The 15,334-nt window shown below is 63.2% G+C and carries 13 protein-coding genes, 3 tRNA genes and 2 rRNA genes (1 of these 18 running past the window's edge); 8 read left to right on the forward strand and 10 right to left on the reverse strand.

The window, feature by feature from the left end; all coding sequences use genetic code 11:
• Window positions 1-38 precede the first annotated feature (38 nt).
• Window positions 39-1,538 (reverse strand): CoA-acylating methylmalonate-semialdehyde dehydrogenase, encoded by a 1,500-nt coding sequence (locus tag HH800_RS20590; protein WP_169862160.1) that lies wholly within the window; start codon window positions 1,536-1,538, stop codon window positions 39-41.
• Window positions 1,539-1,692: 154 nt separating this feature from the next.
• On the opposite strand from HH800_RS20590, the gene HH800_RS20595 reads away from it, so the two are divergent.
• The 3 genes from HH800_RS20595 to HH800_RS20605 all read left to right on the forward strand — a co-directional run bounded on the left by HH800_RS20595 (window position 1,693) and on the right by HH800_RS20605 (window position 4,653).
• Window positions 1,693-3,321: an AMP-binding protein gene (locus HH800_RS20595; protein ID WP_169862161.1), complete on the forward strand. Its 1,629-nt coding sequence runs from the start codon at window positions 1,693-1,695 to the stop codon at window positions 3,319-3,321.
• Between the two features lie 49 nt (window positions 3,322-3,370).
• Complete coding sequence (locus tag HH800_RS20600) at window positions 3,371-3,808, forward strand: c-type cytochrome (protein ID WP_169862162.1); 438 nt, start codon at window positions 3,371-3,373, stop codon at window positions 3,806-3,808.
• A gap of 68 nt (window positions 3,809-3,876) precedes the next feature.
• Window positions 3,877-4,653 carry a helix-turn-helix domain-containing protein gene (locus tag HH800_RS20605; protein ID WP_169862163.1) on the forward strand — a complete coding sequence of 259 codons (777 nt, stop codon included), beginning with the start codon at window positions 3,877-3,879 and terminating at the stop codon, window positions 4,651-4,653.
• A 30-nt stretch (window positions 4,654-4,683) separates the two neighbouring features.
• On the opposite strand, the gene HH800_RS20610 is transcribed toward HH800_RS20605, so the two are convergent.
• Both HH800_RS20610 and HH800_RS20615 read right to left on the reverse strand, forming a co-directional pair.
• On the reverse strand, window positions 4,684-5,076 hold the full coding sequence (locus HH800_RS20610) for a group III truncated hemoglobin (protein ID WP_097384892.1): 393 nt from the start codon (window positions 5,074-5,076) through the stop codon (window positions 4,684-4,686).
• Window positions 5,077-5,176: 100 nt separating this feature from the next.
• A complete protein-coding gene (locus HH800_RS20615) occupies window positions 5,177-6,085 on the reverse strand; it encodes an SDR family NAD(P)-dependent oxidoreductase (protein ID WP_097384893.1) in 909 nt (302 codons plus the stop codon).
• 156 nt (window positions 6,086-6,241) lie between these two features.
• Here HH800_RS20615 and HH800_RS20620 point away from each other — a divergent pair, with 156 nt between their 5' ends.
• Both HH800_RS20620 and HH800_RS20625 read left to right on the forward strand, forming a co-directional pair.
• Window positions 6,242-7,024: an SDR family NAD(P)-dependent oxidoreductase gene (locus tag HH800_RS20620; protein WP_097384894.1), complete on the forward strand. Its 783-nt coding sequence runs from the start codon at window positions 6,242-6,244 to the stop codon at window positions 7,022-7,024.
• A gap of 31 nt (window positions 7,025-7,055) precedes the next feature.
• Complete coding sequence (locus HH800_RS20625; protein ID WP_169862164.1) at window positions 7,056-7,670, forward strand: glutathione S-transferase; 615 nt, start codon at window positions 7,056-7,058, stop codon at window positions 7,668-7,670.
• Here the strand turns inward: HH800_RS20625 and HH800_RS20630 are convergent.
• Window positions 7,667-8,122, reverse strand: coding sequence for a MarR family winged helix-turn-helix transcriptional regulator (locus tag HH800_RS20630; protein ID WP_169862165.1), 456 nt, complete (start codon window positions 8,120-8,122; stop codon window positions 7,667-7,669). The genes HH800_RS20625 and HH800_RS20630 overlap by 4 nt on opposite strands.
• Window positions 8,123-8,204: 82 nt before the next feature.
• Here HH800_RS20630 and HH800_RS20635 point away from each other — a divergent pair, with 82 nt between their 5' ends.
• The gene (locus HH800_RS20635; protein WP_169862166.1) at window positions 8,205-9,290 is read left to right on the forward strand and encodes an alpha/beta hydrolase fold domain-containing protein; all 1,086 of its coding nucleotides are present in this window, start codon (window positions 8,205-8,207) and stop codon (window positions 9,288-9,290) included.
• Here HH800_RS20635 and HH800_RS20640 read toward each other — a convergent pair.
• A complete protein-coding gene (locus HH800_RS20640; RefSeq protein ID WP_169862167.1) occupies window positions 9,287-9,931 on the reverse strand; it encodes a TetR/AcrR family transcriptional regulator in 645 nt (214 codons plus the stop codon). The two genes, HH800_RS20635 and HH800_RS20640, sit on opposite strands and share 4 nt — an antisense overlap.
• A gap of 106 nt (window positions 9,932-10,037) precedes the next feature.
• Between HH800_RS20640 and HH800_RS20645 the strand changes: the two genes are divergently transcribed.
• A complete protein-coding gene (locus tag HH800_RS20645; protein ID WP_169862168.1) occupies window positions 10,038-10,361 on the forward strand; it encodes a 2Fe-2S iron-sulfur cluster-binding protein in 324 nt (107 codons plus the stop codon).
• An 11-nt stretch (window positions 10,362-10,372) separates the two neighbouring features.
• Window positions 10,373-11,593 carry a cytochrome P450 gene (locus HH800_RS20650; protein ID WP_169862169.1) on the forward strand — a complete coding sequence of 407 codons (1,221 nt, stop codon included), beginning with the start codon at window positions 10,373-10,375 and terminating at the stop codon, window positions 11,591-11,593.
• Between the two features lie 68 nt (window positions 11,594-11,661).
• Here the strand turns inward: HH800_RS20650 and HH800_RS20655 are convergent.
• From HH800_RS20655 to HH800_RS20675, 5 genes are all read right to left on the reverse strand, one after another.
• Window positions 11,662-11,738 (reverse strand) — tRNA-Met (locus HH800_RS20655).
• 112 nt (window positions 11,739-11,850) lie between these two features.
• Window positions 11,851-11,965: ribosomal RNA gene (rrf, locus tag HH800_RS20660) — 5S ribosomal RNA — on the reverse strand.
• 176 nt (window positions 11,966-12,141) lie between these two features.
• Window positions 12,142-14,933 (reverse strand): 23S ribosomal RNA (locus HH800_RS20665).
• Between the two features lie 314 nt (window positions 14,934-15,247).
• Window positions 15,248-15,323 (reverse strand) — tRNA-Ala (locus HH800_RS20670).
• Between the two features lie 8 nt (window positions 15,324-15,331).
• Window positions 15,332-15,334 (reverse strand) — tRNA-Ile (locus tag HH800_RS20675) (it continues 74 nt past the right edge of the window).

The raw sequence follows: 15,334 nt of genomic DNA on the forward strand, positions 1-15,334 counted from the left end.
CCCGGCCCGCCCTCGTCTTCTCCTTCCCAGGAGACGCGTCAGCCCATGGTCGGGATGACGAAGCTCTGGTCCAGCACCGCGCCGCCGCTCGGCCAGCGCTGGGTCACGGTCTTGACCCGCGTGTAGAAACGCACGCCGTCCATGCCATATTGATTCATGTCGCCAAAGCCCGAGCGCTTCCAGCCACCGAAGCTGTGATAGCTGACCGGCACCGGGATCGGCACGTTGATCCCGACCATGCCGACCTCGACATTGGCGCAGAAGCGGCGCGCGAAATCGCCATTGCGGGTGAAGAGCGCGACGCCGTTGCCATATTGATGCCTGGTCGGATAGCCGATCGCTTCCTCGAACGTCTCGGCGCGGACCATCTGCAGGACGGGACCGAAAATCTCCTCCTGATAGCTCTTCATCTGCGGCGTCACGCGGTCGAGCAGGGTCGGGGCGAGAAAGAAGCCGTCCTCATAGCCCTGGAGCGCGAAGCCGCGGCCGTCGATCACCAGCTCGGAACCTTCGTCGACCGCCATCTGGATATAATTTTCGATCCGCGCCTTGTGCGCGGCGCTCACCACCGGGCCATAATGAGCGTCAGGATCGCTCGGCACGCCGACGCGCAGCCCGGCGATCCCCGCCTCCAGCTTGGCGCGCAGCGCCACCGCGGTCTGCTCGCCCACCGGCACCACCACCGGCAGCGCCATGCAGCGCTCGCCCGCCGAACCATAGGCCGCACCCAGAATGTCGGCGACCGCCTGATCCAGATCGGCGTCGGGCATGACGATGCCGTGATTCTTGGCGCCGCCCATGCACTGCATCCGCTTGCCGTTCGAAGCGCCACGGCCATAGACATATTGGGCGATGTCGGACGAGCCGACGAAGCTGACCGCCTTGATCGCGGGATGATCGAGGATCGCGTCCACCACCTGCTTGTCGCCATGGACGACGTTCAGGATGCCGGCCGGCAGCCCCGCCTCCATCGCCAGTTCGGCAAGGCGCACCGGGACAGAGGGATTGCGCTCGCTGGGCTTCAGAATGAAGGCATTGCCGCAGGCGATTGCCGGCGCGAACATCCACATCGGGATCATTGCCGGGAAGTTGAACGGGGTAATGCCGGCCGCGATGCCGATCGGCTGGCGCAGCGAATAGACGTCGATGCCCGGACCTGCCCCTTCGGTATATTCGCCCTTCAGCAAATGCGGGATGCCACAGGCAAATTCGACCACGTCGAGGCCGCGCTGGATATCGCCCTTGGCATCGGAATGAACCTTGCCATGTTCGACCGACAGCAGTTCGGCCAGTTCGTCCATATGCTGTTCGATCAGCGCCTTGAGATTGAACATCACCCGGGCGCGGCGCTGCGGGTTCATCGCAGCCCAGGCGGGCTGGGCGGCCTGCGCATTGGCGACGGCTTCATCCAGTTCGCTGGGCGCGGACAGGCGGACCTGCGCCTGCACCTGGCCGGTGGCGGGATTGAAGATGTTGCCCAGGCGCGTCGACGCCGATGCGCGATGCTGCCCCCCGATGAAATTGTCGACTATGCGCATGCTGCCCTCTCGAAACGGATCGGGTCGGCCATAAAGGAGGATCGGAAGGGTCGGAACCGGCTGGCCGATTTGATCGCGGGGACGGTGGATCGGCGCTGCGCTTGCCCGGTCGGCGCTTCTTTCGCATGGCTCATCCATCGACAGCGGAGCGAGCATGGCCGGGACAGGAGCAGGACGGCGGATCACCGCCGCAGGGTGGGACATACGCTGGGACGCCGATCAGGCGGCGCAGGCCTATGCCGATGGCTGGTGGCGATCGGACACCGCTGCCGATGCGCTGGCGCATGCAGCGCGCGATACGCCCGACCGCATCCTGCTGATCGACGGCGATCATTGCCTGACCGCCGCCGGCCTGCACGATCAGGCCCAGCGACTGGCGCAGGCGCTGCTGGCGCGCTTCCCGGTCGGCAGCGTCATATCCTTCATGCTGCCCAACTGGCAGGAGGCGGCCGTCATCTACATGGGCGTGACACTCGCCGGCATGGTCGCCAACCCGATCCTGCCGTCGCTGCGCGACCATGACCTGCGTTTCATTCTGGCGGATGTGGACAGCCGGATGATCTTTGTGCCGCACAGCTTCCGCGGCCATGATTATGGCGCGATGCTGGAACGGGTGGCGGCGGAGATGGAAAGGCCGCCGGAGATCGTCATCGTCCGGGCGGAAGATGGCAAAGTTTGCGCCTATGACGCCCTGTTGTCTTCGGCCCCGGCCGGCGCCCCCCTGCCCGCGCTGGATGCCGACGAGGTGCGCATGGTGATGTATACCAGCGGCACCACCGGCCGGCCCAAGGGGGTGATGCACAGCCATAATTCGATCAATGCGCTGATCCGCCAGATCGGCCGCCACTGGCTGGTCGAGCCGGGCGACCGCTTCCTGGTGCCGTCGCCGATCAGCCATATTGGCGGGTCGATCTATGCGTTCGAGACGCCGCTGCTGCTGGGCGCGACGGCGATCCTGATGGAACAGTGGAACCCGGACGATGCGGTGCGGATCATGGCCGAAGCCGACTGCACCCATATGGCCGGGGCCACCCCCTTCCTGCAACATCTGCTGGCGGCGGCGCGCGCGGCGGATACGCGACTGCCCGCGCTCAAATTGTTCATCTGTGGCGGGGCGTCGGTGCCGCCGGCGCTGATCCGCGAAGCGGCCGGCTATTTCGAGCAGGCGGTGGTCAGCCGCGTCTATGGATCGACCGAATTGCCGGTTACCACGGTGGGGGTGATCGACCGGGCCGATGTCGCCCATGCCGCCGAGACCGACGGCCGCCCCGGCATCGCCACCGTCCGCATCGCGGAGGATGGCGAGATCCGCGCGCGCGGGCCGCAGATGATGGTCGGCTATATCCACAAGGCGGATGAGGCCGCGAGCTTCGATCCTGACGGCTATTATCGCAGCGGCGACCAGGGCGCCTGGGTCGATGGCGACCATCTGGTGGTGACCGGCCGGATCAAGGATCTGATCATCCGCAATGGCGAGAATATCGCGCCCAAGGAGATCGAGGATCTGCTGGTCGGCCATGACGCCATTGCCGAGATCGCGATCGTCGGCGTCCCCGACCCGCGCACCGGCGAGCGGGCGGTGGCGGTGATCGTGCCGCGTCCCGGCGCCACGCCCGATGTCGCGACGCTGGCCGCACATCTGGCCGGCCATGGCGTCGCGCGCTTCAAATATCCCGAGGCGGTGGCGCTGTGGGACGCGCTGCCCAAGAATGACGCCGGCAAGGTGCTGAAGCAGCAGATCCGCGCCCGGCTGGTGGAAGAGGCCGCACCAGCAACGTCGTAGGACAATTGGTCCGCTGGCCACGCGCCGTGCGATCGGGCATGGGCGCGCCATGTTGCGTTCCGCCTCCGCCGCCATGTTGCTGACCCTGAGCCTGATCGGCTGTGCCGACGATCACCGCGCCGAGCGGTTGAAGGCGGCCGGCCCCAATCCGACACTGGAAAAGCTGATGACGGTGGCCGATGCCAAGGCGGGCGCCCGCCTGTTCGGCACCTGTGCCGCCTGCCACACCAGCAGCGCCGGCGGCCCCGACACTGGCGGACCCAATCTGCACGGCATTTACGGCCAGCCGATCGGCCAGCACAGCGCCCGCTTCGGCTATACCGCCGCGTTGCGCGCCAAGGGCGGCGTTTGGGACGACAAGGCGCTCGATGCCTGGATCGCCAATCCGCAGCGCTTCGTGCCCGGCACCAAGATGCAATTCAGCGGCATCCCCGACCCGCTCGCGCGCGCCGACCTGATCGCCTATCTGCGCAGCCTGTCGGACTGAGCGGCCCCGCCGAAGATACGAATTTTTTGGGGTAGCTGGCGCGCCGGGGGCTTCGTACATCTGGCGCCATGACCAGTGGGATGACAGACGGCCTTTGGGCGCTGACCGAGAAGGAAAAGCAGACGCTGCGCCTGATGGTTCGGGGCCATGACGCGAAATCGATCGCGCGCAGCCTGGACCTGTCGGTCCATACCATCAACGAACGGCTGCGCGACGCCCGGCGCAAGATGGCGGTGTCGAGCAGCCGCGAGGCCGCCCGGCTGTTGCTGGAAGCCGAAGGCACGCCCGAGGCATCACCCCCCGATTTTCTGAGGGACAGGCTATTGGGGGCAGACGCAGCCCCGGTCGAGGTGGATCAGGACGAGGCGCCGGTCGTCGGCGTGGGGCCGGCCGATCGCCGGCGCCCGATCCTGCCTGGAGTGCTTCTCATGACTTTTGTCCTTGGCCTGCTGGCGCTCGCCGCCCTGCCCGATGCCGCCCCCACACCACAATCGACGCCGGCCGCTGCCCAGGCCCATAATGCCGAGGTCGTCGACGCCGCGCGCCAATGGCTGGCGCTGATCGACCAGGACAAATGGGCCGAAAGCTATCGCGGCACCGGCAGCGCTTTCCAGAAGCTCAACACGGTGCAGGTCTGGACGCAGGTGTCGCAGACGATGCGTGGCCGGTTCGGCGCCCTCCAGTCGCGCAGCCTGCTGAGCCAGGAGGAACTGCCGGCCCCGCCCCATGGCTATGAAGTGGTGAAGTTCCGCGCCAGCTACGCCAACCAGGCACAGGCGATCGAGACGGTGACGCTGGATCGCGAAAATGGCGCATGGCGCGTGGTCGGCGTGACGATCGAATAAGGCGGACAGGGGCGCGTATCCGCGCGCCCTTCATGCCCCCGCGGCCGGTGGCGTCCCCAGCCGAAAGAACAGCGCGAGTTGCAGGCTTTCCGCGATCCGCTGCGCCTTGTCCTGCAAGGCGGCGGCCGCCGCCGGAACCATGACGGCGTCGGTCGTCTGCGACCAGAGATTCAGCCAATGGTCGAACAGGTCGGGCGTGATCCGGTCGCGATGCGCCATATGCACCGGGACGGGCTGTCCCTTGTAACGGCCCGATGACAGCATCACCGACGACCAGAAATCGACCAGCCGGTCGATATGGGCCGGCCAGTCATCCACGGCGTCGTTGAAGATCGGACCAAGCCGGTCGTCCGCGCGGACGCGGGCATAGAAGCTTTCGACCAGTTGGCGCAGACTGGCCTCGTCGATCCGTTCCGCCTTCATGGGTTCCGACTCCGCACGGGGATGCCCGATCCATAGCGCATCGACCGCCGGGGTTCGACCGGCCGGTTTCGACTGGCCGGATGCGATCGGAACGCGGCCTTTATTCCCCCGCGACGGCGCGGCCGAAGCTGTAGCGGATATGATCGACATGGCCCTCCAGCCCGAAGACCAGCGGATCCTGGCTGTCCATGATCGCGTCGATCCGGGCGCCGACATCCTCCGGCGTCCAGCTGGGCTGATACACGCCCTTGCTTTCGGCGATGAAGGCGCGGGCGACGCGGCCGGCAATCGACACCAGCATCTCACCGGTGACCGAACAGCTTTCATGCGCCAGCCAGGCGACGACCGGCGAGACCAGTTCCGGCCCCATCGGCGGATATTGGGAGATATCCAGCCCCTCGGCCATGCGGGTGACGGCGCCGGGCACGATGATGTTGGATTTGACCCCTTCGGCCTCCCCCTCCAGCGCCAATACATTGTTGAGGCCGATCATCCCCGATTTGGACATGCCATAATTGACGCAATCCCTGTTGCCATAGAGGCCGCCGATCGAGCTGGTGAGGATGATGCGGCCATAGCGGGCCTTGCACATGTGCGGGAAGGCAGCGCGGGCGACATGGAAGGCGCCGCGCAGATGGACGTCGAGCACGGCGTCGAAATCTTCCTGGCTGAGATCCTGCATCGATCCGTAGCGGACATTGCCGGCATTGTGGATCAGCCCGTCGATCCGGCCATAATGGTCGAGCGCCGCCTCTATGATGGCACGCCCCCCCTCCGGCGTGGCGACGCTGTCGGTCGAGACGATCGCGTCGCCGCCCTGCGCCTGGATCGCGGCGACCACTTCGGCCGCCGGGCCGACGTCGATCCCCTCGCCGCGCACGGCGCTGCCCGGATCATTGACCACGACCCTGGCGCCGCGCGCGCCCAGCAGTTCCGCATAGGCGCGGCCAAGCCCCCGCCCGGCACCGGTGATGACGATGACGCGATCGTCGTAGCGCAGTTCGGACATGAGCGGGCCTTTCGCTGGATTATGCAGATGATGGCGCAGGGGTGACGCGGCGCGCGCGTGGGTTCAAGCCGGGGCGGCAAGGCATCGCCATGGCGGTTCGCCGATGCCCGGCGAAGGGGATAAGAGCGGGGCAGGACAGAGTAGAGGACAGGATAGATGCAGGTAGCGATCATCACAGGGGCGGGCAGCGGCATCGGGCTCTGCACGGCGAAGATGCTGCATAACGCCGGCATGGCGATCGTCGGCGTCGGCCGCGATCCGGCCAAGCTGGCGACGCTGGAGAGCGAAATCGGCGATCCGGCGCGGGTCGCCACCCTGTCCATCGACGTGACTCAGGATGATGCGCCGGCGCAGATCGTGCAGCTGGCGCTCGACCGGTTCGGCCGCATCGACTTCCTGGTCAACAATGCCGGCGCGGGCAGCCCCAAACCGCTGCACGAAACCGACGACGCCACGCTGGACGGGTTCCTGGACCTGATGCTGCGCGCGCCCTTCCGCCTGGCGCGCGAGGCGATCGTCCATATGGGCGAGGGCTGTGGCATCGTGAACGTCACCTCCACCTATGCGGTGATCGGCGGGCGGCGCGGCGGCGCCTATTCGGCGGCCAAGGGCGGGCTGGACGCGCTGACCAAGCATATCGCCTGCGATTACGGCCCGCAGGGCATCCGCGCCAATTGCGTCGCACCCGGCGTCACCATGACCGACATGGTGCGCCACCGGTTCGAGGACGAGATGTTCAAGCGGGTGAATGTGGAGACCACCCCCTTCCCGCGGCTGGGCGAGGTGGAGGATGTGGCCAGCACCATCGCCTTCCTCTGTTCGCCCGGCGCCGCCTTCATCAACGGCCAGACGATCGTCGTGGATGGCGGCTGGACCTCGACCAAATATCTCTCGCCGCGCGCGCTGACGACGACATGGGTCGAGGCGGAGCAAGGCTAGTCCTTGGCCGGCCGCTCGGTTAGGGCGGGCCATGGCCGATGCCCCGATCCTCTATTCCTTCCGCCGCTGTCCCTATGCGATGCGGGCGCGGCTGGCGCTGCTGGTGAGCGGGCAGCCGGTGGCGCATCGCGAAATCCTGCTGCGCGCCAAGCCGACGGCGATGCTGGCCGCCTCGCCCAAGGGGACGGTGCCGGTGCTGGTCCTGCCCGACGGACGGGTGATCGACGAGAGTCTGGAGATCATGCGCTGGGCGCTGGGGCAGCATGACCCAGAGGCGTGGCTGGCGGGTGATGACGCGGCGCTGATCGCGACCAATGACGGACCGTTCAAACGGCATCTGGATCGCTACAAATATGCCGAGCGCCATGGCAGCGACCCTATCGCGCATCGGACCGAGGCGGCCGGACTGCTCGACGCGCTGGAGGCGCGGTTGCGGGATCAGGCCCAGCTTTGCGGTGCGCGGCGGACATTGGCCGACATGGCGATCTTTCCGTTCGTGCGGCAGTTTGCGGCGGTGGAGCCGGACTGGTTTGCGGCGCAGCCCTGGGCCGCATTGCGCGGCTGGCTGGCCGGGCATCTGGAATCCGAGCTGTTCGCTCAAGCCATGGTGCGGCACCCGCTATGGGTGGAGGCGGACGCCGGCTAGTCCGGACCGCAACAGGCGTCGAGGCAGATCTGGCGCAGCAGGGCGATGACGTCGCGGCGCTGTTCGATCGGGATGGAGCGGCCGATCCGCGCCTCATGCGCGTCGAACGCCGCGCAGACCTGGCCATGCAGCGCCTGCCCCTGCGCCGTCAGCGTCAGCGGAATGGCGCGCCCCTTGCCCGCGCCCTTTTCCAACAGGCCAGACAGCGCCAGCTTGTTGATGAGCGGCACCAGATTGGCCGGCTGGGCGCGCAGCGCGCGGGCAATGTCGCTCTGGCTGCACCCCGGATTGGCGCCGATCAGGCGCAGCAAGGTCGCTTCGCCCGGATTGAGGCCGAGCGGCGCGAGCGCCTCGCCCAGCGCGCCGGTGACCGCCGCCGCGGTGCGGCGCAGGTGGAAGCCCAGCATCGCGTCGAGCGGGTCGGTGAAGGCGCTGTCGGGGTCGATCGTCACCGCGCGGGTCTAGCCCCCTTGCCGTGCCGGCTCAAGTCGATATGTTATATACCATAATATAAGATGGAGAGGAGCGATGTTCATGACGATGCGATTCGCCTTGCCGCTGACCCTGCTGGCCCTGGCCGGGACGGCAGCGGCTCAGACGCCGCCACCCGATAGCCCCGCGGCTTCCGGCACGATCGAGCCGGATGGCACGGTCCATGTTCCCGGCTTTCGCCTGCCGCCCTCCATCTATCTGAGCGAGGCGGCAAAGAAGGCGCTGCCGCGCACGCCGACCGATCCCGAAGAGCCGATGATGCGCGCGGTCGCCGCCGGGCAGGCCGGTGCGCTGCGCCAGCGCATGCCGCAACTGGTCGCGCCGCGCATCGACGCGTTGAAGGCGATGTACAAGGTGACGACGCGCGAGGAACAGATCGCCGGCATAGCGGCCGTGCGCGCGACCCCGGCGGCCGGCGTCGCACCGGGCAACCGCAGGAAGATATTGCTCAACCTGCCGGGCGGTGGCTTCATCATGGGCGTGGCCGGCGGCACCGGCATGATGGAATCGATCCCGCTTGCGGGGCTGGCCGGGGTAGAGATCCTCTCCATCACCTACCGCCAGGCGCCCGAGACCATCTGGCCGGCAGCGACCGAGGATGTGACCAAGGTCTATCGCGCACTGCTCAAGACCTACCAGCCGCAGGATATCGGCATCTTCGGCTGTTCGGCCGGCGGGCTGCTGACGGCCGAGGCGATCGCCTGGTTCATCCATGAGAAGCTGCCGCTGCCCGGTGCGATCGGCATTTTCTGCGCCTCGGGCGATGCGCGCTGGGGCGGCGACAGCCAGAGCTTCGCCCGGCCGTTCCAGGCGCTGCCGCCGCGTGACGATGTCCGCGCCTATTTCAAGGGTATCGACCGCAGCGATCCGCTGGTGTCGCCGGCGCTGTCGCCCACGACGCTGAAGCAGTTTCCGCCGACGCTGCTGATCACCGGCACCCGCGCCTTCGAAATGAGCGCGACCGTCAATACCCATCGCGAACTGGTGAAGGCCGGGGTCGATGCCGACCTGCATATGTGGGATGGGCTGGGCCATGCCTTTTTCTACGATCCTGCCCTGCCGGAATCGCGCGAGGCCTTCGACGTCATGACCGCCTTCTTCCGCGATCGGCTGAAGCTGGCGCGCTAGGCCGCGATCGCCCGGCGGCAAAATTCCCATATCTCGACCGCCAGTTCGGATCGGCGCTGGCGGTCGGGAATGGCGGCCTCCTCGGCAAGCAACTGGCTGTGGACGGTGGTCGAGACCAGATTATAGACGAGCAGCGCCATCCACGACGGCGGTCCTGCGCGGACCTGCCCCTCTGCCATGCCTTCGGACAGGATCGTGGCAATCAGGTCGATGAGCGGGCTTACCGCCTTTTGCAGTTCGACCGGACGCGCCTCCGCCAGGCGCAGATGCTCGCGGCTGAGCGCCGCGCTCCGGCGCTGGCCGCCTTGCCAATCGCCATCAATGGCTGCGCGACCGATGACAATGGCCGTTACGATATGATGCAAGCGCGCCAGCGGATCCGGCAGGTCGCGCACCTGTTCGCCGAACTGTTCCGCTGCGCGGCGAAGTGTATGGGCAAACACCGCCAGAACCAGATCGTCCTTGCCCGCAAAGCGATCGTACAGCGCCCGACGCGCGAGCCCGGTGCGCTGCAATACGGCACGGATCGTCAGCCCCTCCAGCCCCTCCTCGTCGAGCAGATCATAGGCGGCGGCGACGATCTGCTGGTTGCGATCGTCCAGTTCCGCGATCGCGTCGTCGGTTTGCTGCGCCCGGTACATGTTCGGCGATCCTCTCTGCAATAATCGCTTTCCATCTAGCAGCCCGCGACTATAGTGCCAGCATTGAGAACAATGTTCTCATCACGAAGATATATGGGAGAGCAGGATGGCGACGGTCCTCTTTGTCGAGGCCAGCGGCGCGGAGCATCGGATCGATGTCCCGGCGGGCGAGAATCTGATGCGCGCGGCGCTCAACGAAGGGCTCGACGGCATGGTCGGCGAATGCGGCGGCGGCCTCGCCTGCGCGACCTGCCATTGCTATGTCGAGGAGGATTGGGCCGACCGTCTGCCCGCGCCTGCGCAGACCGAGCTGGACATGCTCGAATGCACCGCCAGCGAGCGCCGCCCGAGCAGCCGCCTTGGCTGCCAGATCGTCGTCAGCGACGCGCTCGACGGGCTGGTCGTCCATCTGCCCGCCGCGCAATATTGAGGAACCCGATCATGGCAACCACTCAAGCGACGCCGGTGATGGACATTCCGGCCCATGTCCCGCCCGAACTGGTGCGCGAGATCGGCCTGACCACCGGCCCGGAATTTCTCGCCGCGCCCCACGCCTTCATGGCGAAACTGCACGAGACGCATCCGCCGATCTTCTACAGCGTCAATCCGCTGATCGGGAACAGCTGGTGTACGATCAAGCATGAGGATGCCTTCTTCGCGTTGCGCCACCCGGAATATTTCACCACCGCCGGGGCCACCCCCTTCCCGCGCGATCCCAATAATTATTTCCATTTCATTCCGCTGGAGATCGATCCGCCGCATCATCGCAAATATCGCGCGATCCTCGATTCGACCTTTTCGCCGCAAAGCGTGTTGCGGCTTGAAGCCTATATGCGTCGCCTGACCAACGACCTGATCGACAGCTTCATCGATGCCGGCGAAGTGGAATTCACCACCGCCTTCGGCCGACCGCTGCCGGTGTCGATCTTCCTCGACCTGATGGGCCTGCCGCAGGAGATGCGCGATACCTTCGTCGGCTGGGCGGTCGACCTGCTCCATTCGCAGGATCGCATGACTGCCGGCCTCGCCATGCGCGGGATCGAGGCCTATCTGGCACAGGTGATCGTCGAGAAGACGGCCAGGCCCGATGATGGCGTCATCAGCACGATCATCCAGGCGCGACCCGGCGGCGAACCGCTCACGGAGCGGGAGATTTTCGGCTTCACCTTCTTCCTGTTCATCGCCGGGCTCGACACGGTGTTCGCGACGCTCAACAATATCTGGCTATGGCTGGCGGAAAATCCCGATCGGCGGCGTGAGATCATCGCCCATCCCGACCAGATCAATGCCCAGGTGGAGGAATTGCTGCGGGTCTTTTCCGTCACTTTCTCCGGCCGCACCCTGACCCAGGATCTGGAAATGCGCGGCGTGCAGATGAAGAAAGGCGACAAGTTCAACAGCATCCTGCCTGCCTGCAACTATGACCCCGATATCTTCCCGGATCCGACGCGCGTGGATTTCAACCGGCCACGCAAGCCGATTCTGGCCTTTGCCGGCGGGGTGCATAGCTGCATTGGTGCGCATTTGGCGCGTCTGGAGGTGAAGGTGGCGTTGCAGGAGTGGCTGCGACGGTTGCCGGACTTTGCGGTTCGGTCGGATGCGGAGATCAGCTACTGGCCTGGCGGTGTGGTTGGGCCCAAGTCGCTGCCGCTGTTTTGGTAAGGCGCGGACACGAAAAAGCCGCCTTGGAGTGCTCCGAGGCGGCGTGCGTGTGTGTGCTGTGTTTGTGTTGGTTGCGGGAGTAGGATTTGAACCTACGACCTTCAGGTTATGAGCCTGACGAGCTACCGGGCTGCTCCATCCCGCGACACTGGGCGTTTTTGTGTGGCCCTGACATGCAAAAAGGGCGGCTTTGCGGGCCGCCCTGTTTTGTAACATTGTGATGGGTTTTTGATCCGTTGCTATGCGCGTGCTTCAATGCCTGGCGACGCCCTACTCTTCCAGTGCTTGAGCAATAGTACCATCGGCGCAGACTGGTTTCACGGCCGAGTTCGGGATGGGATCGGGTGGGTCACAGACGCTATGGTCACCAAGCAATGAAGCAGGCGCATAACTGCGGGTTTTTAATCGATACCGTGCACTATTCACTTTCACTTGGGAAAGTGAACAACAAGAGCTTTTGAGTTTGTATGTTCGTATATCTGGGCTGGCTTAACACCACGCCATCAGCGTCTTAGCTGTTTCCAGCATTGTCGTTGATGGTGGGACTCTTAAGCGCGAACAGAGCAATTAGGACTGGTTAGCTCCATGCGTTACCGCACTTCCACATCCAGCCTATCAACGTCGTGGTCTACGACGGCTCGATGAAATCTTATCTTGAGGGAGGCTTCCCGCTTAGATGCTTTCAGCGGTTATCCCGTCCATACATAGCTACCCTGCTGCGCCACTGGCGTGACGACAGGTACACCAGAGGTATGTTCAACCCGGTCCTCTCGTACTAGGGTCAACTCCTCTCAAATTTCGACGCCCACGGCAGATAGGGACCAAACTGTCTCGCGACGTTCTGAACCCAGCTCACGTACCACTTTAATTGGCGAACAGCCAAACCCTTGGGACCTGCTCCAGCCCCAGGATGTGATGAGCCGACATCGAGGTGCCAAACGATTCCGTCGATATGAGCTCTTGGGAATCATCAGCCTGTTATCCCCGGCGTACCTTTTATCCGTTGAGCGATGGCCCTTCCACGAGGGACCACCGGATCACTATGACCGACTTTCGTCTCTGCTCGACTTGTCAGTCTCGCAGTCAGGCGGGCTTATGCCATTGCACTCTAACAGACGGTTTCCAACCGTCCTGAGCCCACCATCGCGCGCCTCCGTTACTCTTTAGGAGGCGACCGCCCCAGTCAAACTACCCGCCACAGAGGGTCCCTGCACCGGATAACGGTGCGAGGTTAGACATCAGAAAACAACAGGGTGGTATTTCACCTATGGCTCCACATCAACTGGCGTCAATGCTTCAAAGCCTCCCACCTATGCTACACAGTTCTTTCCTAATGCCACTCTGAAGCTGCAGTAAAGGTGCACGGGGTCTTTCCGTCTAACCGCGGGTACTCCGCATCTTCACGGAGAATTCAATTTCGCTGAGCATATCCTGGAGACAGTGGGGAAGTCGTTACGCCATTCGTGCAGGTCGGAACTTACCCGACAAGGAATTTCGCTACCTTAGGACCGTTATAGTTACGGCCGCCGTTTACCTGGGCTTCAATTCAGAGCTTGCACTCCTCCTCTTAACCTTCAGGCACCGGGCAGGCGTCAGGCCCTATACGTCGTCTTGAAGCCGACTTAGCAGAGCCCTGTGTTTTTGCTAAACAGTCGCTACCCCCTGGCCTGTGCCCCCCATCAAAAGTTGCCTTAAGATGGGGCCTCCTTCTTCCGAAGGTACGGAGGCAATTTGCCGAGTTCCTTCAGGATACTTCTCTCAAACGCCTTGGTATACTCTACCATTCCACCTGTGTCGGTTTAGGGTACGGTCTATACGGTGGGGCTATTTCCTGGGACCCCTTCACTGCCCGGAGCAATCCAATAAGCCCGAACAATTTACGGCATCCGTCACACACCACCAGGCCCACGAATATTAACGTGGTTCCCATCGACTACCCCCTTCGGGCTCGTCTTAGGGGCCGGCTTACCCTGCTCAGATTAGCTTTAAGCAGGAACCCTTGGAATTTCGGCGAGAGGGCATCTCACCCTCTTAATCGCTACTCATGTCTGCATTCGCACTTCCGATACCTCCACGGTCGGTTACCCTTCCGCTTCAACGGCCTACGGAACGCTCCGCTACCGCTCAGTCAAAGACTGAACCCTAAGCTTCGGTGCATCACTTTAGCCCCGTTACATCTTCGCCGCAGGATCTCTTATTTAGACCAGTGAGCTGTTACGCTTTCTTTAAAGGATGGCTGCTTCTAAGCCAACCTCCTGGTTGTTTTGGAAATCCCACATGCTTTCCCACTTAGTGATGACTTGGGGACCTTAGCTGTAGGTTAGGGCTGTTTCCCTTTTGACGACGGACCTTAGCACCCGCCGTCTGTCTGCCGAACTAGACTCGTTGGTATTCGGAGTTTGGTTAGAATTGGTAGATCTCGCGACCCCCGCATCCATCCAGTGCTCTACCCCCAACGGCAAATATTCGACGCTCTACCTCAATAGATTTCGCGGAGAACCAGCTATTTCCCGGCTTGATTGGCCTTTCACCCCTAAGCACAACTCATCCGACAATTTTTCAACATTGAACGGTTCGGTCCTCCAGTGCGTGTTACCGCACCTTCAACCTGGTCATGCATAGATCGCCGGGTTTCGGGTCTAATGCATCAAACTATGGCGCCCTATTCAGACTCGCTTTCGCTGCGCCTACACCTAACGGCTTAAGCTTGCTTGATACACTAAGTCACAGACCCATTATGCAAGAGGTACGCGGTCAGGTCTCAAGGACCCTCCCACTGCTTGTAGGCATCCGGTTTCAGGTACTGTTTCACTCCCCTCATCGGGGTGCTTTTCACCTTTCCCTCACGGTACTGGTTCACTATCGGTCATGTACGAGTATTTAGGCTTGGAGGGTGGTCCCCCCATGTTCAGACAGAGTTTCACGTGCTCCGCCCTACTCAAGTCCTGATGTTTCATTTTCGCATACGGGGCTGTCACCCGCTATGGCCGAACTTTCCAGATCGTTCTGCTAATTAAACATCAGGCACTGGCCTGGTCCGCGTTCGCTCGCCACTACTAACGGAATCTCGGTTGATGTCTTTTCCTCCGGGTACTGAGATGTTTCAGTTCTCCGGGTTCGCTTCACCAAAGCCTATTTTATTCAGCTTAGTGATACCTCTCCCATTTAACTACGCGGCCGGAAAACCGACAACGGAATTAAATGGTGAAGGTGGGTTGTCCCATTCGGAAATCGCGGGATCAAAGCCTGCTCACGGCTCCCCCACGCTTATCGCAGCGTGCCACGTCCTTCATCGCCTGTACATGCCAAGGCATTCACCAGATGCCCTTACCTCACGCTTGAGAGTCCACACCACCAACGACAATACTGGGTAGCATTTGCCATTAGCTGTATCGGTGTGGTTATTAAACTCAGCCAGATAATCTTGTGTGTACAACATCGCTCGCTTTCCGGATGCTTCCTTGCGGAAACACCAAAAACCGAACCATGTCGCCACGGCATCGATTAAAAAACCCATTCACAATGTCAAAGAGGCTCGCTTGTGCGAGCCATATCACCAGCCTTGGCTGGTAAACCGCTATCTTCATCCCTGGAAATCTTGGCTAGAACCCATCTGACCGATCAACGCCGCTCATGCGGCGGACCAAAATCAAATGGTGGAGCTTATCGGGATCGAACCGATGACCTGATGCTTGCAAAGCAACCGCTCTCCCAGCTGAGCTAAAGCCCCCAACCATATGG

Source organism: Sphingobium yanoikuyae (assembly GCF_013001025.1).
GTDB lineage: Bacteria > Pseudomonadota > Alphaproteobacteria > Sphingomonadales > Sphingomonadaceae > Sphingobium > Sphingobium yanoikuyae_A.